The organism is Desulfovibrio sp. TomC (assembly GCF_000801335.2).
In the GTDB taxonomy this organism is placed as follows: Bacteria; Desulfobacterota; Desulfovibrionia; order Desulfovibrionales; family Desulfovibrionaceae; genus Solidesulfovibrio.
On record NZ_JSEH01000001.1, the window covers coordinates 124670 to 143405 of the forward strand.

General features: G+C 59.6%; 17 protein-coding genes. 5 read left to right on the forward strand and 12 right to left on the reverse strand.

Going from position 1 to position 18736, the window contains the following annotated elements:
* Positions 1-57 precede the first annotated feature (57 nt).
* A complete protein-coding gene (locus tag NY78_RS00630) occupies positions 58-1047 on the forward strand; it encodes an MDR/zinc-dependent alcohol dehydrogenase-like family protein (RefSeq protein WP_043630477.1) in 990 nt (329 codons plus the stop codon).
* 25 nt (positions 1048-1072) lie between these two features.
* Here NY78_RS00630 and ligA read toward each other — a convergent pair whose 3' ends face one another.
* From ligA to uvrB, 4 genes are all read right to left on the reverse strand, one after another.
* Positions 1073-3187, reverse strand: a complete 2115-nt coding sequence (gene ligA, locus NY78_RS00635; RefSeq protein ID WP_043630479.1) for an NAD-dependent DNA ligase LigA — start codon at positions 3185-3187, stop codon at positions 1073-1075.
* A gap of 10 nt (positions 3188-3197) precedes the next feature.
* On the reverse strand, positions 3198-3854 hold the full coding sequence (locus NY78_RS00640; RefSeq protein ID WP_043630480.1) for a DUF3431 domain-containing protein: 657 nt from the start codon (positions 3852-3854) through the stop codon (positions 3198-3200).
* A complete protein-coding gene (locus NY78_RS00645) occupies positions 3851-4897 on the reverse strand; it encodes a potassium channel family protein (RefSeq protein WP_043630482.1) in 1047 nt (348 codons plus the stop codon). The genes NY78_RS00640 and NY78_RS00645 overlap by 4 nt, the downstream gene beginning before the upstream one ends.
* A 105-nt stretch (positions 4898-5002) precedes the next feature.
* The gene (gene uvrB / locus NY78_RS00650) at positions 5003-7066 is read right to left on the reverse strand and encodes an excinuclease ABC subunit UvrB (protein ID WP_043630484.1); all 2064 of its coding nucleotides are present in this window, start codon (positions 7064-7066) and stop codon (positions 5003-5005) included.
* 114 nt (positions 7067-7180) lie between these two features.
* Between uvrB and NY78_RS00655 the strand changes: the two genes are divergently transcribed.
* The 4 genes from NY78_RS00655 (at position 7181) to NY78_RS00670 (ending at position 9338) form a co-directional block, all read left to right on the forward strand.
* Complete coding sequence (locus NY78_RS00655) at positions 7181-7666, forward strand: hypothetical protein (RefSeq protein ID WP_043630486.1); 486 nt, start codon at positions 7181-7183, stop codon at positions 7664-7666.
* Positions 7667-7750: 84 nt separating this feature from the next.
* Positions 7751-8335, forward strand: a complete 585-nt coding sequence (locus NY78_RS00660; RefSeq protein WP_043630487.1) for a TIGR00730 family Rossman fold protein — start codon at positions 7751-7753, stop codon at positions 8333-8335.
* Positions 8336-8393: 58 nt separating this feature from the next.
* Complete coding sequence (locus tag NY78_RS00665) at positions 8394-8594, forward strand: hypothetical protein (RefSeq protein ID WP_043630489.1); 201 nt, start codon at positions 8394-8396, stop codon at positions 8592-8594.
* A gap of 87 nt (positions 8595-8681) precedes the next feature.
* On the forward strand, positions 8682-9338 hold the full coding sequence (locus NY78_RS00670; RefSeq protein ID WP_043630491.1) for a hypothetical protein: 657 nt from the start codon (positions 8682-8684) through the stop codon (positions 9336-9338).
* Positions 9339-9537: 199 nt separating this feature from the next.
* Here NY78_RS00670 and aat read toward each other — a convergent pair whose 3' ends face one another.
* The 8 genes from aat to NY78_RS00715 form a co-directional block, all read right to left on the reverse strand.
* Positions 9538-10242, reverse strand: a complete 705-nt coding sequence (gene aat, locus NY78_RS00680; RefSeq protein WP_043630495.1) for a leucyl/phenylalanyl-tRNA--protein transferase — start codon at positions 10240-10242, stop codon at positions 9538-9540.
* 245 nt (positions 10243-10487) lie between these two features.
* A complete protein-coding gene (gene clpA, locus NY78_RS00685; RefSeq protein ID WP_043630496.1) occupies positions 10488-12791 on the reverse strand; it encodes an ATP-dependent Clp protease ATP-binding subunit ClpA in 2304 nt (767 codons plus the stop codon).
* Positions 12792-13094 carry an ATP-dependent Clp protease adapter ClpS gene (clpS, locus tag NY78_RS00690; RefSeq protein WP_043630846.1) on the reverse strand — a complete coding sequence of 101 codons (303 nt, stop codon included), beginning with the start codon at positions 13092-13094 and terminating at the stop codon, positions 12792-12794. It abuts the gene before it with no gap.
* A gap of 212 nt (positions 13095-13306) precedes the next feature.
* Positions 13307-13909, reverse strand: a complete 603-nt coding sequence (locus tag NY78_RS00695; protein WP_043630498.1) for a class IV adenylate cyclase — start codon at positions 13907-13909, stop codon at positions 13307-13309.
* Positions 13910-13986: 77 nt separating this feature from the next.
* Complete coding sequence (locus NY78_RS00700; RefSeq protein WP_043630500.1) at positions 13987-15060, reverse strand: protein-glutamate methylesterase/protein-glutamine glutaminase; 1074 nt, start codon at positions 15058-15060, stop codon at positions 13987-13989.
* A gap of 32 nt (positions 15061-15092) precedes the next feature.
* Positions 15093-15908, reverse strand: coding sequence for a CheR family methyltransferase (locus NY78_RS00705; protein ID WP_231583662.1), 816 nt, complete (start codon positions 15906-15908; stop codon positions 15093-15095).
* Between the two features lie 41 nt (positions 15909-15949).
* Positions 15950-16471: a chemotaxis protein CheW gene (locus NY78_RS00710; protein WP_043630504.1), complete on the reverse strand. Its 522-nt coding sequence runs from the start codon at positions 16469-16471 to the stop codon at positions 15950-15952.
* A 113-nt stretch (positions 16472-16584) separates the two neighbouring features.
* The gene (locus NY78_RS00715; protein WP_043630506.1) at positions 16585-18705 is read right to left on the reverse strand and encodes a chemotaxis protein CheA; all 2121 of its coding nucleotides are present in this window, start codon (positions 18703-18705) and stop codon (positions 16585-16587) included.
* Between the last annotated feature and the right edge of the window lie 31 nt (positions 18706-18736).

Consider the following 18736-nt stretch of genomic DNA (forward strand, 5'->3'; position numbering starts at 1 on the left):
TGAAGTCCCGTCCGTGGGCTATGCTCGGGCCACACTAACCGCCCCAAAGGAGCGCCCATGCAGGCCGTCATCTTCGAAAATGGTTCCGCCCGCCTGTCGGACAGGCCCGAACCGACGCTTGGCCCGGACGATGTGCTGATCGAGGTGCATCTGGCCGGCATCTGCAACACCGATCTGGAACTGTTGCGCGGATACATGGGTTTTGCCGGCATCCCGGGCCACGAGTTCGTCGGCCGGGTCGTTGCCGCCCCGGGAAGCCCCCAGCTGCTTGGCCGGCGGGTGGCGGCCGACATCAATATCGGCTGCGGCGTGTGCCCGGTGTGCCGCAAAGCCGATGCCCGGCACTGCCCCAACCGTACGACGCTTGGCATTGCCGGCAAGGACGGGGCCTTTGCCCAGTTCCTGGCCATGCCGGCCCACACCATCCAGCTTGTGCCGGACAACGTGTCCGATGCCCAGGCCGTGTTTCTGGAGCCGCTGGCTGCCGCCCTGGAGCCGGGACAGCAACTCCACCTGACCGCCCGACAATCCGTGCTGGTCCTTGGCGACGGCAAGCTCGGCATCCTGACGGCCTGCGCCCTGCGCCGGCTTGTGCCGGACATTGTCCTGGCCGGCAAGCACGAAAGCAAGCTGGCCATTGCTGCTGTCCAGGGCGTGGCCGTGCGCCAGGGGAGCGACCCCGAGGCCATCGTGGCCGGCCTTCGCCGGGAGTTTGGCCTCTTTGACGTGGTCATCGAGGCCACCGGTCGGCCCCAGGGGCTGGAAACGGCCCTGGCCCTGGTGCGGCCGGAAGGGACCGTTGTCCTTAAAACCACCACCGTTGCCCCGACTACCCTGAACATGGCCAAGGTGGTGGTGGACGAAATCAGTCTGGTCGGCTCCCGTTGCGGTGATCTGCGCCTGGCCGCCGCCTATCTCAAAGACGGGCTGGTCGATGTCCTGCCGCTGGTCGAGGCGGCCTACCCGTTCACAGCAGTTGCCGAGGCCCTGGACCATGCCGCCCGGGCCGGAGCCATGAAGGTACTGCTGGATTTCCGTTCGTTGTAGGGCCGGCCAACGGTCTTGGCCAGGGTCACGGGTCGAGCAGGGATTTGCGCGTTTGGGTCTCCCCCGGGAGCTCAGCCAGCATGGCGGCGAACTGCTCCGGCGACAGCACGGCGACGCCAAGAACTTGGGCCTTGGCCAGTTTGGAGCCGGGGTCAGCCCCGGCCACCAGATAGTCGAGCTTTTTGGACACCGACCCGACCACCTTGCCGCCGGCCCCTTCCACCAGGGCTTGGGCCTTGTCCCGGGCCATGTCCGGCAGCGCGCCGGTAAAGAGGAATCGCTTGCCGGTGAAGGGCGTTACTGCCGCCGGGACGGCCGAATCGGTCGATTTGATGACGCTGACCGGCCACAGGCCGATTTCCCGGAAGCGCTCCAGCAGATGGCGGTTCTCGGCATTGTCGAAAAATTCCCGAATAGAGCCAGCCACTTCCGGACCGACGTCCGGCAATGAGGTCAGGTCCTCAACCGTGGCCGCGCCCAGGGCGTCGAGGTCGGTGAAATGCTCGGCCAGGGTGCGGGCCGTGCGCGTGCCCACCTGCCGGATGCCGAGGGCAGCGATCAAGCGGGGCAAGGTGGCGGAATGCTTGGCCGCTTCCACGGCCGCCACGAAATTGGCTGCCGATTTCTCGGCCATCCGCTCCAGGGGAAGCAGATCGGCCTCGGTGAGGCGAAACAGGTCAGCCGGGGTTTTGACCAGCCCCTGGTCGATGAGCGCCTGGACCCATTTGGCCCCCAGGCCCTCGATGTCCAGGCCCGACTTGGACACGAAATAGCTGATGCCGCGCCGCAGCATGGCCGGGCAGGCCAGATTGACGCAGCGCCAGGCCGCCTCGCCCTCGCCGCGCACGGCCGGCGACTGGCAGGACGGACAGATGTGCGGGAAATCGAAGGGTTCGGCATTGGGCAGGCGTTTGTCTTCAACCACCCGCACCACTTCCGGGATGACGTCCCCGGCCCGGCGCACTACCACCGTATCGCCGACCCGCAAATCCTTGGCCTTGATCTCGTCCTCATTGTGCAGCGTGGCCCGGGCAACGGTCACCCCGGCCAGACTGACCGGCTCCAGGATGGCCACCGGGGTGAGCACCCCGGTGCGGCCTACCTGGACGTCGATCTGGCGCAACACGGTTTCGCCTTCGTGGGCCGGAAATTTCAGGGCAAAGGCAAATCGCGGGTGGCGATCAGTGAAACCAAGTGCGCTCTGGAGGGCAAGGTCGTTAATCTTCGCAACGACACCATCAATTTCAAATTCGAGCTTATGGCGCTTGTGTAATATCTCTTGATAATATTCATATACATCTTTACACGGAAGAATCTTTGACAATCTATTAACTTTAAATCCGTATTTTTTTAAAAATTCCATTATTGATTCATACTTATTCCAAGCATTGTCTACAATTCCCCATTGAACAAGTCCAATTCCATATGGGAAAAAACTTAACTTTCTACTAGCCGTTATTTTGGGATCTAGCTGTCTCACAGAGCCTGCTGCAGCATTTCTTGGATTAGCAAATACCTTATGACCGCCCTTACGCTGACTCTCGTTTAAAATAAAAAAATCTTGCAGAGTAAAAACAACTTCTCCACGAACTTCTAATATGTCTGGGATTGGAATTTTATGACGTTTAGCATGTCCCCGCAAATCAAGTGGCACATGGCGAATCGTTCGCACATTTTCTGTTACATCCTCACCAACAAATCCATCTCCGCGTGTCAATGCCTTGGAGTAGACTCCGTTCTCATAAATTATCTCTAGTGCTAGTCCGTCGAATTTCGGGTCTACCCAAAATGCAGATTTGGAAAATTGTATTTCACCTATTTCAAGTTTATTTTCCGCTCTAGCCAGAAAATTAGTCCAGCCTTCATAAGTTATATCCTTGTCTAAACTGTACATGCGCAGTCTATGTGGACGTGAGATAAAACCGTCTTGTACAGCTCCACCTACTCGTTTGGTAGGTGAATTGGCATCGTCCAGCTCTGGATGGGCTTCTTCAAGAAGTTGGAGCTTCCGGTAAAGAGCGTCATAGGCCGTATCAGTAATTTCCGGATCGTCTAGGACGTAATAGCGGTGGTCGTGATAATGGATTTCTTCGCGTAACTCGCGCAACTGCTCGGCAATACTCAGATTAGACACGGACATATCCTCGGAGCTATTGATCTTGTTCTCGGTTAAGCCGGGTATCGCCATTAAAAACAACCTGCCACAGCCGTTCAAAGGCGTGACCGGTGTTGCCGGCGTCATCGGGATCGGCGGTGACGATCTCCAGGGCGCGCCGGTAAAAAGCTAGGGGCCGGGCCAGGATGCGCTCCCGGGCCACAAAAAACATGCCGGCCGGGGCGGTGACCAGAAATCGCTCCGGGACCGGGCCAAAGAAGAGTTGTTCGTACACCGCGCCAACCGGAATGTCCTGGCCGAAGCCGGGCCGATGGCCGTGCAGGGTTGCGTCGGCCATGGCGTGGGGACGCCCCAGGCGGTCGCATTTGAGCTTGAAAAAGGCAAATCCGGTAAAGCCCAGCCCCAGACGGACGTTTTGACGGATGCGCTCGGCCAAGCGCTCGGGCGTGGTCCCCGGCGGCATGTGCTCAAAGGGCGCGGCCTGGACAAAGACCGTATACCCGGCCAGGGCGTCATAACGCCGAACGATGTGAGTCAAATAGGTGTGGCTCTCCCGGCCGAGATTGGGCAGGGCCAGTTCGCCGGGTTGGCCGGACTTGTCATAGATCGCAACCGGCAGGCCCAGGCGCGTGGTCCAGGACACATCCTCGCGGTAGCGGGCCACCACCACCTCGACCTCGGGCGCTTTCACAAAATGGCCCGCAACCCGTCCAGGCCTTCGTTCTTTCCAACCAGGATCATGGTGTCCCCGGCCTCCAGGACTTCCTGGGGCTGGGGATTAAAAATCATTTCGCCGGCCGCCTTCTTGATGGCGATGATGATGAGATTGAAGCGGGGGCGGATTTTCGATTCGATAAGATTGCATCCGGCGATTTCCGACGAGGCCGTCACCTGCAACTCTTCCATCTGCAGATCAATGGCCCCGCTACGGCCGGCCAGCTCCAGAAAACTCGTGACCGTCGGGCGCAGCACGGACTGGGCCATGCGGACGCCGCCGTACATATGCGGCACCAGCACCTGATCGGCCCCGGCCCGTTGCAGGCGCTGGGTATGGCTCTGGGCGTCGGCCCGGGCCACGATGCGGATGGCGGGGTTGAGCTGGCGGGCGGTCAGGGTCACGTAGACATTGGCCGCTTCCTGGGTCAGCGCCGCAACCAGCGTCCTGGCCCGCTCCAATCCCGCAGCCAACAGCACCTCGTCAGCCGTGGCGTCGCCGGACACGTAGGGGATGCCCTGCTCATCAAGCAATCGAATGACTTCGGGGTTGCTCTCCACAATGACGGCGGCCACGTTTTCGGCCAGGATCTCGCGGGCCACGATGGAACCGATGCGGCCGTAGCCGCAGATGATGACGTGGTCGCTGAGACCGTCGATGATCTTTTGCATACGCCGTCTCCCGAAATATTTTTGCAACCGGCCCTCCACCAGCACCTGGGTGAAGGAACCGACCAGATAGGCAAACGATCCCACGCCGGACACAATGAGCACCATGGTCAGGATGCGGCCGTTGCGGGACAGGGGGTAGACTTCCTGGAAGCCGACCGTGGAGAGGGTGATGACGACCTGATAGAGGCTGTCGAAAAAGCTCCAGCCCTCCACCTTCATGTAGCCGATCAGGCCGCAGACAAAGACCAGGGACAGGGCCATGAAGCCGCCGATGAGCGGTCCCCAGGTCCCGAGGCGATGGGTGAGGCGCGCGGCTTTGCTGCGAAAACGCAGGGAACGGTGGGGCATACTAGTGTCGTGTCCTCGAAACTCGTTCACTCGAACATACAGGACAACATTCTAACATTGCTTTTTTCTCAGAAAATACGCCGATATCGAGTAAGGCGCGCCACACTAGCCCAGCTCCAGCAGGCGCTGGCGCAACAGCGCCACCTGATCGCGGCATTGGGCCGCTTTCTCAAATTCCAGGGCCTTGGCTGCCTCGCGCATTTCCCGCTCCAGCATCTTGATTTTCCGTTCCATGCCCTTTTTCGACAGGTCGCCGTAGGCCTCGGCCTCTTCCCGCACCGAAGTCCCGGCCGCCAGTCCCTTGCCGCCGGTGGCATAGCCGCCCCCGCCGCTGCCCGCGGAGGCATACGTCGTTCCGGATTGTCCGCCCTGGTACAGGCTGTCGAGCACGCTGTCCATGGTCTTGACGATGGACCGGGGCACCACGCCGGTTTCGAGGTTTGACGCCTCCTGCATTTCCCGACGCCTAGCCGTCTCGTCCATGGCCGCGCGCATGGATCGGGTGATCGTGTCAGCGTAGAGGATGACCCGGCCGTCAACATTGCGCGAGGCCCGGCCAAAGGTCTGGATGAGCGAGCGGACCGAGCGCAAAAAGCCCTCTTTGTCTGCGTCCAGTATGGCCACCAAGGAGACTTCCGGTATGTCCAGGCCTTCGCGCAGGAGGTTGATGCCGACCAGGACGGCAAATTCCCCCTGGCGCAGGGCTTTGATGATGGCCACTCGCTCCAGGGTCTCGATGTCGGAGTGGAGATAGCGGGAGGTGACGCCCATGGAATTGAAATATTCGTTTAATTCCTCGGCCATGCGCTTGGTCAGGGTGGTGACCAGCACCCGTTCGCCGGCCTCCATGCGCTGCCGGCACTCGCCCATGAGGTCGTCCACCTGCCCCTTGGTCGGCCGCACTTCCACGATGGGGTCGAGCAGGCCGGTTGGCCGGATGATCTGCTCCACCACCACGCCTTCACTGCGATTGACCTCCCAGTCGCCCGGGGTGGCCGAAACGTAGACGGCCTGGCCGATGCGGCCGAGGAATTCCTCGAAGTGCAGCGGCCGGTTGTCCAGCGCCGAGGGCAGCCGGAAACCGTAGTTGACCAGCGTCTGCTTGCGCGACCGGTCGCCAGCGTACATGCCGCCGACCTGGGGCACGGTGATGTGGGATTCGTCCACAAACAGGATGAAATCCTTGGGGAAGTAATCGAGCAGCGTGTACGGCGGATCGCCGGCCCGCCGGCCGTCGAGGTGGCGGGAATAGTTCTCGATGCCGTTGCAGTAGCCAAGCTCCTCAATCATCTCCAGGTCCTGCATGGTGCGCATTTCCAGGCGCTGGGCCGAGAGCAGATCATTGGCTTCGCGCAGCTCAGTCAGGCGCAGGCGCAGTTCCTCGCGTATGTCGGACACGGCCCGGTTTAGGTTGCTGCGGTCCGATACATAGTGGCTGGCCGGGAAGATGATGGCCTTTTCCATGGACCCGACCACCTCGCCGGTCAGCGGGTCGGTCTCCAGAATGGCTTCGAGTTCATCGTCGAAAAATTCCAGCCGCAACGCCCGGTCACGGCTATAGGCCGGGATCAGCTCAATGACGTCGCCGCGCACCCGGAAGACGCCCCGGTGGAAATCGTAGTCATTGCGCTCGTACTGAATTTCCACCAACCGGCCGAGCACCTTTTCCATGCCGACTTTTTCGCCAACCGTCAGCGTCAGCACCATCCGCTCGTAGTAATCCCGGGACCCCAGGCCGTAGATGCAGGACACCGAGGCCACGATCAGCACGTCGTTTCGGGTCAGGAGTGAATGGGTGGCGGCATGGCGCAGCTTGTCGATGTCGTCATTGATTGAGGCGTCCTTCTCGATATAGGTGTCCGTGCGCGGCAGGTAGGCCTCGGGCTGATAATAGTCGTAATAACTGACAAAATACTCAACGGCATTGTGGGGAAACAGCCCCTTGAACTCGCTGTAGAGCTGGGCGGCCAGGGTCTTGTTGGGGGCCATGACCAGGGCCGGGCGGTTAAGCCGCGACACGACCTGGGCCATGGTAAAGGTTTTGCCCGTGCCGGTCGCGCCGAGCAACACCTGGCTTGGCACGCCCTGGTCGAGATTGGCCACCAATTCGTCAATAGCCCGGGGCTGATCGCCGCGCGGGACGTATTCGGATTCAAGCTGGAAATGCATGGTGTTTTCTTTTACAATCCTTGTCGACCCAATAAAAGCAAAAAACCCCGTGGCGTCCGGGCCGGTGGCCGCGCACCGGACCGGGGACAGCCTATCCGTGCAAGGAGACGCCTCATGGAAATCGATGTCGTTCCGGCTGATTTCAACCTGCCTGTGGACCGGGCCTGGACTGTGTCCATTGTCATCAAAAGCTTCAAGGGCCGCAAGGACGTCGACGTCCACCTGTTCCGTCCCGAGTGGGCCCCGGAAGAGGTTGAAATTTACGATTGGAACGTGCTGCTTGGCGACCCTGTGGACCCGGACCTGCCGGTCAGCTTTGAAAGCAGCCGCCGGGTACTGCTGGAGTCCTTCACCGAGGAAGAGCGCGACGCCCTTGTCGAGTATATCAGGACCCGCTACCAGGACAAGGTGTCGGAAGTGCATGCCTGCGCGCTCAATATCCCGGTCCCGCTCGGGCTGGTCGCGCTTTCCGAGCTGGCCGAGGGCAAGGACATCGGGTTTATCCATTTCGACAAGATTCCCAATTATACCCTGCCCTTCCCGGTGCGCGGCTATTACGATCTGAGCCAGCACAAGCCCATCATCGCGGGCCTGGAGTAGCTCGTTTCGACTGTTTCACCTTTCCCTGAGTCTTTTTTTAGCAAGGAGGCTGCCCAAGGCGGCCTCCTGTTGCGGAGTCCTTTGATGCAAAGCGTATGCGTGTTCTGCGGTTCAGCGTCCGGGGCCGATCCGGCCTATGTGGAAACGGCCAATGCCCTGGGCCGGTTACTGGCAGCCGAGGGCCTGACCCTTGTTTACGGCGGGGCCTGCGTCGGGCTTATGGGCGCTGTGGCCGACGCCACGCTGGCGGCCGGCGGCAAGGCTGTTGGCGTTTTGCCGGATTTTCTGCGCCGCAAGGAGTTGGCCCACCCCCGGCTGACTGAGCTCCATGTGGTGTCGTCGATGCACGAACGCAAGGCCCGCATGGCCGAGCTGGCCGATGGCTTCATCGCCCTGCCCGGCGGCATGGGCACCCTTGAAGAATTCTGCGAGATCATCACCTGGGCGCAGCTTGGCCTGCACGAAAAGCCTTGCGGCCTGCTCAATGTCCAGGAATACTATTCCCCCCTGCTCCAGTTCGTGGACCGCATGGCCGGCGAAGGCTTTTTAAAGGAAACGCAAAAGGGCTTGGTGCTGTCGTCGGACACGCCTGAAGGGTTGCTTGCGACGATGCGGGCCTTTGAGCCGATCCGCGTGGCCAAGTGGGTGGATAGTCGGGCAAAGGCTTAGGCCGTACCATTGCCCCGGGCGCTGACAAACTCTGGAAACGCTCCCAAGGACGCAAGCTATGACAGACGATTCGCAACACCAGAAGCCAAAGCAAGTTCGCTCAACGCAGAAAGATTTCAACGGGCTGGATTCGTACGCCAGCCCGGAGGACGAGTTGCGTTATTACAAGGAAGAGTACGTCCGGCTGAAGGCGATTATTGCGCTCCAGAAGCAGAAGATCAGGAAGTTGGTGGGGGAGAAACGGCTAGTAAACAGATAACGCTGGCGTTGACTCCGGATTGCAAAGTGCGATAAACTTACATATGTAGATAAGTATTTTGTAACACATAAAAGATTAGGAATCATTATGATTGACACAATATTTCACCACATGCCGTCTGACCCATTTGATTCGCTTGTATATCTGCTTGATTATTATGATAATAATACTTTGGTAAAGTATGACGAGGAACTCGACTTCTTCAATCTTCTTGCAACCGTTTTAAAGCACTCAGACCTTGATATCGATATTTCAATAAATGATTACAGTGCCGTTTCCTATGAACTTAGTGAGGCTGTTCTATTTGTAAAAAGGAAGGTCAGTGAAATAAGAGTAAAAGAAGCTTTTGATTTACATCAGACCGGGAAAATTATTCCAAAAGAAACAATTAATTTAATTCAAGAAACAATTAATTCTTTACGGAAGGAAATCAAAGAAACAACAGATTATGACGATGAGCATAAACGCAGATTGCTTGAAAAGCTTGAATTACTTCAAAAAGAGCTTCACAAGAAAATTCCAAATAGAGAAGTGTTATTCTCTGGCATTGCTAAGTTTGGAATTTTGCTTCATGAATTCGGGGTGAACACAAAGCCACTGACAGACAACGCTGTGCGACTTATGGAGAGCTTAGGAAAACTGTTCGAATCTATTTGGAAAATGGATTCTGATTTACCGTCATTATCTAGTGCTCAAAGGAAATTCCTTTCCCTGGAAAGTGAGAAGACGAATACCGAACAATAAGCAGTGAATGATCAGGGAAATCCCCACTAAATATTTACTACCGCCAAGTTGGAATTTGCTTCGTCGGCCATATCGCCAATATCCCGCACATCATCGGCTTCCACGGCGATACTCTTCAAGAAGCCCAGGCCGCTTTCATTGAAGCCGTCGACGACTATCTCGACCTCTGCGCCAAAACCGGCATAACACCCGCCCTCCCCTAATTCGCACCAGCCTCCTGCCCCGCCAACTCCCACTTCCCCACCATCCCTGCTTCTTCCCGCGCCACTTCGAGCCGCTTTAAAAACTCATTGCGCGTCACTTCCTGCGCTCCAAAGCGGCACAGATGGCCGGTGGTCTGCTGGCAGTCGATAAAGTGGAAATGCTGCCGCTCCAGAAACCGCGCCAGCGTCACAAACGCCACTTTCGACGCATCAGTTGCGCGGTGAAACATGGATTCGCCGAAAAAGGCCTTGCCGATGGCCACGCCGTAGGCCCCGCCGACCAGTTCGTCGTCCTGCCAGGCTTCAACGCTGTGGGCGTAGCCGGCGCAGTGCAAACGCTCATAGGCCTCGATCATTTCCGGCACGATCCAGGTGCCGTTGTCGGCGGCGCGCATCATCTCGGCACAGCCGCGAATGACGCCGCCAAAGTCCGTGTCGAGCGTCACCCGGAACTTCCCTGAGCGCAGGGTGCGTTCCAAACGCCGCGACACATGCACCTGCCCGGGGATGAGGATGGGCCTGGGGTTCGGCGACCACCAGAGGATGGGACTCTCGGCGTCATACCATGGGAAAATGCCCCGGCGATAGGCGGCCAGGAGCCGCTCAAGGCTGAGGTCGCCGCCAACGGCGAGCAGTCCGCCCGGCTCGGCCAGGGTCGGCTTGGGGAAGATCGGTTCGTCAATGAGAGCGAAAACAGGCATGGGTCTCCATAGGCCGTCAAAGGCCCCGGGGCAAGGTCGGACGACGGACCAAGTTCGGTCCAGACACCGGCTTGCCGCCATAAAAAAGCCAGGACCGCCGACTGGCAGCGATCCTGGCTTCAGGCTGGTTTGACATTTGAGGAAGCTTCCTCCGTCCCCCCTTTCGGGAGGGTCCGGGAGGGGCTGAGCCCCTCCCGGCCGCCGGAGGCTTCTTCCCTCCTAATCCCTTCTCGCGTTCCCGCGCCCTAGCTGGCGTCGGCGGCGTCAGCCGCTTCGGCCACGGTCTTTCGCGGGGCGCGGCTGGAGAAGGTGAAGCTGAACAGCTCGGGCGCTCCCTCGGGCGCGGCGTCCACAACCGCCTCGCCGCCCTTTTGCAGCTTGCCGAAGAGCATCTCCTGGGCCAGCGTGTCCTTGATCTCCACCTGGATGACCCGGGACAGGGGGCGCGCGCCGTAGTCGGCGTCAAAACCCTTTTCGGCCAGTCTGGCCGCAGCCGCCGGGGTCAGGCGCACGAACACGCGCTTTTCCGCCATCTGGGTGTTGAGCTCCCGGATGAACTTATGGACGATGCGGTCCATGACCTCAGGCACCAGGGGCTTGAAGCTGATGATGTCGTCCAGGCGGTTGCGGAACTCGGGACTAAACAGCCGCTCGATGGCCTTCTTGCCCTTGTCCGCTGCCTCGCCCGGCTTGTTGGCTCCAAAGCCGATGCTCTTGGCCGCCATCTCGCGCGCTCCGGCGTTGGTGGTCATAAGCAGGATCACGTGGCCAAAGTCGGCCTTGCGCCCGCTGTTGTCGGTCAGGGTCGCATAGTCCATCACCTGGAGCAAGATGCTGAACATATCCGGGTGCGCCTTCTCGATCTCGTCGAGCAAAAGCACCGAATAGGGATGCTTGCGGATGGCGTCGGTCAAAAGGCCACCCTGCTCAAAGCCGACATAGCCCGGAGGCGAACCGATGAGCCGGGCCACCGCATGCTTCTCCATGTATTCGCTCATGTCAAAGCGCACGAAGTTGATGCCGAGCACCGCAGCCAGCTGCTTGGCCAGTTCGGTCTTGCCAACGCCGGTCGGACCGGCCAGCAGGAACGAACCCGTAGGCTTGCCGGCATTGGCCAGCCCGGCCCGGGCGCGAAGGATGGCCTTGGCAATGCCGTCCACGGCCTCGTTTTGGCCAAAGACGAGGTTTTTAAGCTCCCCTTCCAGGTTCTCCAGGCGCACCTTGTCCGAGGACGTGACCCGGGCGGCCGGAATTTTGGCCATGGCCGCCACGACCTTCTCCATCTCGGCCACGCCAATGGCGCCCTTGGCCTCGGTGCCGGCCAGTTTGCGCACGGCCCCGGCCTCGTCAATGACGTCGATGGCCTTGTCCGGCAGGAAGCGGTCGTTGATGTGCCGGGCAGACAGCTCCACCGCCGCACGCAGGGAAGCCGGAGTATAGCGCACGCCATGGTGGGCTTCGTAGTAGCTGCGAAGGCCCTTGACGATCTCGACGGCCTCTTCCACGGTTGGTTCGGCCACGTCGATATGCTGGAACCGGCGGGAAAGCGCCCGGTCCTTTTCGAAATGGTTCTTGTATTCTTCGTAGGTCGTGGACCCGATGCAGCGCAACTTGCCCGAGCCGAGCACGGGCTTTAAAATGTTGGAAGCATCCAGGGTGCCGCCGCTGGTGGCCCCGGCCCCGACGATGGTGTGAATCTCGTCGACAAAGAGAATAGCCCCGGGCTTCTGCTCCAGTTCCGAGAGCACGCCCTTGAGCCGCTGTTCAAAGTCGCCCCGATACTTGGTGCCGGCCAGGAGCGCCCCCATATCCAGGGCGTAGATGAGCGTATCCCGGAAGCTCTCCGGCACGTCGCCATTGACGATGCGAAGGGCCAGCCCCTCGGCCAGGGCGGTCTTGCCGACGCCGGGATCGCCGACGAAGATGGGATTGTTCTTGCGACGCCGCAGCAGCACGTGGATGGTGCGAGTCAATTCCTGGTCGCGGCCGATGAGCGGATCGATCTCGCCCTTCCTGGCCTTGGCCACCAGATCAACCGTGTACTGCTCCAGGGCCGATCCGCCGGCCTTGCCCTCGCGTTGTTCCTCGCTGCCGCTGTCTCCGCCTTCGGAAGCCGTTTCCTTGCCGCCGCCGTGGGAGATGTATTCCAGCACGTCCAGGCGGGAGATGTTGTGCGACTTCAGGTAGTAAACGGCGTAGGAGTCTTCTTCGTCAAAGGTGGCGGCCAGCACGTCGCCGACTTCCACCTGCTGCTTGCCTGAAGACTGCATCTGCATGATGGCCCGTTGCAGCACACGCTGCACGCCAAGGGTCTGCACCACTTCGGAGTTGGTGTCCTGGGGCAGGGTTTCCATATGATCGGTGAAAAACCGCTCAAGCTGATGCTTGAGGCGAACCACATTGGCGCCGCAATGGACCAGGATATCCCGTCCAGTGTCTTCCAGGAGCATGGCATAGAGCAGATGCTCGAGGGTGAGATACTCGTGATGGCGGCGCTTGACCTCTTTAACGGCGCTGGTCAATACCCGTTCGAGTTTTTTACTGAGCATTTAAACCTCTTCCATGCTGCAACGCAGGGGGTAGCCGCTTTCCTTGGCTAGGCGGTGGACAAGCGAGACCTTGAGCTCTGCCACCTCGGCCGTATACACGCCGCATATCCCTACGCCATTGTTATGGACATTGAGCATGATCTGCGTGGCTTCATTCTCGTTTTTGCGAAACACGTTGACGAGCACCAAGATCACGAACTCCATAGTGGTGTAGTCGTCATTGTGCAGCATGACCTTGAATTGCTTTGGTTCACGGACTTCGTCTTCAACACTGACGCCCATATCGGGCTGGTCTTCATACATGGGATGGGTCATGAACTGCCGTCACCTCTTCCAGATGGTGGAATGCCGGGAAAAGTCCCGATTTCCCGACCTCGGAGATATATAAGTCGCTGTGGCGGACTGTCGAGGGGGAGCACATGCCTGCGCCCTTGACCCCGACTCCATGCTCTGGCCTACGGAAAAACGCAGCGACTGACAACAGGGTTGCCAGGGAACTGAAATTGCTGGTGCTTTCAGAGCGATTCGGCGAGGTCGACCAGAATCTTTCGACGGGTATCGGGCGGGAAGACAAAACTCATATCCGGCGGCAGGCCGCGTTCCCTACGATAGGCTTGGTGCAATTCGTGGTAGGTCTCGGGCAGGGCCTGGGTCATGGACAGGCCCAGGCGGCCGGCCAGAATCGGGATGGACTCGGCCGGTCCCTCAATTTCCAGGTAACGGCCAAAAGGCAATTCATCCAGACAGACCAGGGCATCGCCGGCCTGCCAAGTCTCCCGGACTTTTTCGTAGCGCAGAAACGGGACATAGCCCAGGGCTGCGAAAATGGCTTCCAGGGCAGCCGGATCGGCCACCTCGGTTTCGATCTCACGGCGGATTTTGAGTCCGCTGTGTCCGGGAGCCTCGGCCGGCATTTTGATAGTCACTTTGCAGACGGCGTCGCGCCGGATGCGCAGCAGGACATCCCGGCCGCGCAGGGTCGCCGCCGTGTCGTCAAGGACCACGTTTTCTTCGAAGCGCCGCGACAGCCGCACACCGCCGGCCGTCACCAATGACCGGCGCACCGGAGTAAAGGATTTGACGGCAAATTTCGTTTCGATCTCATCCGCTATGGACACAACTTTTCCTCGTCACGGCCAGGACTTCTCGCAAAGCCGTCTGCAGGGCGCATTGGCAGGCAAAAACAAAAGCAGGTCTAGCCGGCACAGGCCCGGACCACTTCGTAGGCAATGCCGCCAAGGCCCATGATCTTATCCACGCCGCCAAGCTTGATGGCTTCCTGGGGCATTCCAAACACCACGCACGAAGCTTCGTCCTGGGCGATGGTGTAGGCTCCGACATCGTGCATCTCAAGCATTCCGGCGGCTCCGTCATCCCCCATACCAGTCATGATGACGCCAACGGCGTTTTTGCCGGCGTAGCGGGCAGCGGAGCGAAAGAGCACATCGACGCTGGGCCGGTGCCGACGCACCAGCGGCCCGTCCTTGACCTCCACGAAATAACGCGCACCGCTGCGCTTAAGCAGCATATGGCGGTTGCCCGGGGCAATGAGCGCCTGGCCGCGCAGGATGGTGTCGCCGTCGGAGGCTTCCTTGACCGTGATGCGGCAGATGCCGTCCAGGCGTTTGGCAAAAGCGGCTGTGAACTGCTCCGGCATATGCTGGACAATGGCAATGCCGGGGCAATCCTGGGGCATGGCTTCGAGGAATTCGCGCAGGGCCTCGGTGCCGCCGGTGGACGCGCCCACCGCCACCACCTTTTCAGTGGTCTGGAACATGGCTTTGCCCGTTGGACCGGGCAGCATGGCGTCGGCCGAGAGCTTGGGGGTGACCTTCATGGGGCCGGTCGCGGCCATCTTTTTCAGACGCGCCCCGGCCGCAGCCTTGACCGCATCCACTACCCGGATGCGTGATTCTTCCAGGAACTGTCGCGTGCCGAGTTTGGGCTTGAGGATGATGTCAACGGCCCCGTATTCCATGGCCCGCAGCGTGGTTTCCGAGCCGCATTCGGTCAGCGTGGAGCAGATAACCACAGGGATGGGATGCTGGGTCATGATTTTGCGCAGGAAGGTCAGCCCATCCATACGCGGCATTTCAATATCCAGGGTGATGACGTCCGGGGTCTGCATCTCCATGCGCTTGACTGCGGCATAGGGGTCGCCTGCAGCGCCGATGACTTCGATTTCCGGATCCGAAGACAAAATATCGGTCAGGGTCTGGCGCACCAAGGCGGAATCGTCCACCACCAGGACCTTGATGGTCTGTTTCACGCAGGACCTCTTTGGAGCAATTGTTCGGAGATTTATATTTTTCTATATACCGTCGGGGCATGTTGGCGCAAGGGCAAGTCCATACCGGTCAGGCTTTCAGAATGCCCGATAAACAGGAAGCCCCCTGTCAGAAGTTGGGTGCAGAACTTCTGCAGGAGACGTTCCTGGGTGGCCCGGTCAAAATAGATCATGACGTTGCGACAAAAAATGGTGTCAAGTGGTTCTGGGAAGGCGAATGATTCCATAAAATTAAGACGACGAAAATCAATGATGCGACGAATATCCGGAGCCACGCGCACAAGTCTCTTGGCCCGGTCCTTGCTGCGCAAAAAATAGCGCCGCTTGAGTTCCATGGACATTTTGGCCAGACGCTCCTCGGGATAAACGCCATTTTTAGCCATGGACAGCACCCGGGTGGAGATGTCCGTCGCCATGACGCTGAAACGAAATCCCGGTGAACGGGCCGCAAACTCGGAGAGCACGATGCAAAGCGTATAGGGTTCCTCACCCGTGGAACACCCGGCACTCCACAATCGAAAAGGACGACCGGAGCCGTTCTCGCTGCGCCAAAGCGGCAGCGTCTGCTCGTTCATGATTTCGAAGTGGCGCGGTTCCCGGAAAAACTCGGTCGTATTGGTGGTGATGACGTCTATGAGGTGGACAAGTTCCTCCTCAAGTCCTTCTGGGCTAAACAGGTATTCATAATAGTCGCGATAATGGGCCTTACCGAGCAGTCGCAGACGTTTCTGCAGCCGCGCTTCGACCATAACCTTTTTCGACGACGGCAGTTTGATGCCGACCTCGGTATGAATAAACTCGCTTAACCGTTTGAATTCCTTGTCGCTCATGGCGACCAGCCCGGACGTCCGGCCGGCAGCGGCAGTCGGCGTCATGAAACGCAAGCCTCCCCGGCCTCCGGGCCGGCATCGCCCAGGGCCTGGGCCAGCCCGGCCAATTCCATGGAGGTGAAGACCTTGCTGATGTCGAGGATAATAATGAACTGTTCGCCGGACTGGCCCATGCCCCGGATGAACTCGGCCCGGATAGGTGTTCCCATACGTGGCGGCGGCTCGATCTGCCCTGTATCCATTTCATAGACTTCCTGTACGGAATCGGCCAAAGCCCCAAGCACCGTGCCCTCGCCGTCCAGGGACACTTCGACAATGATGATACAGGTGTTAACCGTGCGCTGGGTGGCGCCCAGACCGAACTTCATCTTAAGATCCACCACCGGTACGGCTCGCCCGCGCAGATTGATCACGCCACGGATATACTCGGGGGTTCGAGGAACCCTGGTAATGTTGACGAGTTCGAGGACTTCACGCACTGAAGCGATGTCCAACGCGAACAGTTCGCGTTCCAGGGTAAACGTCAGGTACTGGTTGTCATTGGTGGTTGGGGCCTCGGCCATATCTTCCTCCCGCCCTCGCGGTGTTGCCAAAATGAGCGAATGTGCCGCCTGTCAGGTGTGCGCAGCAGCCCTGCCTTGCCCATGTGTTGCTGCTTGGCAACCCATGACAGGAATCACCGAATGCCACGCAAATCGGTTCCGGCGGCCCGGCGCACCAGGGAGGGCACATCCACGATCAGGGCCATGGAGCCGTCCCCCCGAATGGTGGCTCCGGAAAATTCTTTGACGTCGCGGTACAGTCTCCCCAGACTTTTGATAACGGTCTGGTGTTCGCCAACCACCCGGTCCACTGCAATGCCGATACGTTCTCCATCGACTTTGGCCACCACAATGGGTTCAATAGCCGGGGCGTCGCCGTCGAAGTTGAAAAGATCGCGCAACCGCATCACCGGCACCACTTCACCCCGCATATTGACGATGTGCCGTTCGGTCCCATTGTCTTGTCGGGCAATTTCCACACACTCTTCAACCAAAGCCAGCGGCACGACATAGTATTCCCCGGCCACCTGCACTTGCAAACCATCAATAATGGCCAGAGTCAGGGGCAGGCGGACAATGATGGACGTGCCCTGGCCGGGTTCGGAGTCGATTTCCACGCTGCCCCGCAGGGAATCGATGGCCCGTTTGACCACATCCATGCCAACGCCGCGGCCGGAGATGCTGGTGACGGCCGAAGCTGTGGAAAATCCAGGCTGAAAGATGAGATGATACAGTTCCTTAGGTGATAGATCCGCTCCTGGAGCGATAAGGCCGCGCTGTTCGGCTTTGGCGCGAATACGGACAGCGTCAAGCCCGCCGCCGTCGTCGGCCACCGTGATGACCACCTCCCCGCCGGCGTGGGCGGCGGTGAGATGGATACGGCCGGCCAGGGCTTTGCCGGCAGCCCGACGGTCCGCTGGTTGCTCAATGCCGTGATCGATGCTGTTGCGCAGCAGATGAACAAGAGGATCGCCCAACCGCTCAATGACGTTTTTATCGAGCTCGGTTTCCTCGCCACTGGTGACAAGTTCGATATCCTTGCCGAGTTCGGCGGAGAGATCGCGTACCAGACGGCGGAATTTGGCGAAGGTGGCCCCGATGGGCACCATGCGGATGGACAGAGTGGAATCGCGCAGACTGTCGCTCAGGCGTTCGAGGTGCTCGGCCAGACTTCGCAGGTAGAGGTCGCCCCGTTCGTCCACGGCTTGACGGATCTGGGCCTGGACAATGACCAGTTCGCCCACGAGATCGACGAGGAAGTCAAGTTTGTCAGCAGCCACCCGGATGCTGGAAGTCTTTTCCTGGCGCTCGGACTGGGGCTTTTGCTGCAAATCGCGCACAGCAGACTGCTCGGCCAGAGCCGAGGCTACCTGGGTTGAACGCACCAGCCCCTTGTCCGTTAAAATATCGCCCAGCCGTTTCTGGACAGACAGAGCCGCTTTCAGATCCTCCGGCGTGATGTCGCCACGTTCGACCAGGATCTGCCCCAAAAGCTTGTGCGCCTGCTCTCCGTCCTCGGCGCAGCCGTTATCCAGGACATCAATGGTCAGGTCGCACTCGTCTTCGGCAAAAACAAAAATATCGGCGATCTCCTGGCGCCCGGCCGTGGTTCGCAGCACACAGTCCCACCACACGACGCAGACTTCCGGTTCCAGGACGTCGAGCGACGGAAGGGCTTCGGCGTGGAGGAACAGTCGGCAATCACCCAGGGCACTGACGTCCTCGATCAGATGCAGCGGATTGTTCCCTGTGGTCAACATGTCCGAATGGGGCTTGAGCCGCAGTCGGTAAATAAGCGGTCGGCAGCCGGAGAGCTCCTCGGCTGACGGGGGTGTCTGGGCGGCGGCGACTACGGGTTCGGCCGCGTCTTCTCCGGCAAACTGATGAAAACCGTCAAGGAGGGTGCGCCCCTGGGCAGCCAAGGCCGCGTCCTGGTCCAACCCGGGTTCGAGCAAGGCCCGGATGTGGTCGCAGGCATGAAAGGAAAGATCAAGCAACTGGCGGTTGACGCCGAGCTGGCCGTTTCGCACCCGGTCGAAAATGGTTTCAACATCATGCGTGAACGCCGCGATGTCGTCGAAGCCGAACATGGCCCCGGACCCTTTGATCGTGTGCATGGCCCGGAAAATTTTATGGAGCAGATCGGTGTCGTCAGGGATCTTTTCCAACTCCAAAAGCGAGGCTTCAAGGTCGGACAAGAGCTCCCGGGCCTCTTCCAGATAGGCTCGGCGATGGGGGTCGTCCTGGGACATCATCGTGTGTCTGGCTCCTGTGCACCCTGCGGCG

What these genes read in the sequence shown, in the direction of transcription:
- NY78_RS00630 (WP_043630477.1), top strand. Translation starts at nt 58, where the DNA reads ATGCAGGCCGTCATCTTCGAAAATGGTTCCGCCCGCCTGTCGGACAGG.
- ligA (WP_043630479.1), bottom strand. Translation starts at nt 3,187, where the DNA reads ATGTCCGTGTCTAATCTGAGTATTGCCGAGCAGTTGCGCGAGTTACGC.
- NY78_RS00645 (WP_043630482.1), bottom strand. Translation starts at nt 4,897, where the DNA reads ATGCCCCACCGTTCCCTGCGTTTTCGCAGCAAAGCCGCGCGCCTCACC.
- uvrB (WP_043630484.1), bottom strand. Translation starts at nt 7,066, where the DNA reads ATGCATTTCCAGCTTGAATCCGAATACGTCCCGCGCGGCGATCAGCCC.
- NY78_RS00655 (WP_043630486.1), top strand. Translation starts at nt 7,181, where the DNA reads ATGGAAATCGATGTCGTTCCGGCTGATTTCAACCTGCCTGTGGACCGG.
- NY78_RS00660 (WP_043630487.1), top strand. Translation starts at nt 7,751, where the DNA reads ATGCAAAGCGTATGCGTGTTCTGCGGTTCAGCGTCCGGGGCCGATCCG.
- NY78_RS00665 (WP_043630489.1), top strand. Translation starts at nt 8,394, where the DNA reads ATGACAGACGATTCGCAACACCAGAAGCCAAAGCAAGTTCGCTCAACG.
- NY78_RS00670 (WP_043630491.1), top strand. Translation starts at nt 8,682, where the DNA reads ATGATTGACACAATATTTCACCACATGCCGTCTGACCCATTTGATTCG.
- aat (WP_043630495.1), bottom strand. Translation starts at nt 10,242, where the DNA reads ATGCCTGTTTTCGCTCTCATTGACGAACCGATCTTCCCCAAGCCGACC.
- clpA (WP_043630496.1), bottom strand. Translation starts at nt 12,791, where the DNA reads ATGCTCAGTAAAAAACTCGAACGGGTATTGACCAGCGCCGTTAAAGAG.
- clpS (WP_043630846.1), bottom strand. Translation starts at nt 13,094, where the DNA reads ATGTATGAAGACCAGCCCGATATGGGCGTCAGTGTTGAAGACGAAGTC.
- NY78_RS00705 (WP_231583662.1), bottom strand. Translation starts at nt 15,908, where the DNA reads ATGAGCGACAAGGAATTCAAACGGTTAAGCGAGTTTATTCATACCGAG.
- NY78_RS00710 (WP_043630504.1), bottom strand. Translation starts at nt 16,471, where the DNA reads ATGGCCGAGGCCCCAACCACCAATGACAACCAGTACCTGACGTTTACC.
- NY78_RS00715 (WP_043630506.1), bottom strand. Translation starts at nt 18,705, where the DNA reads ATGATGTCCCAGGACGACCCCCATCGCCGAGCCTATCTGGAAGAGGCC.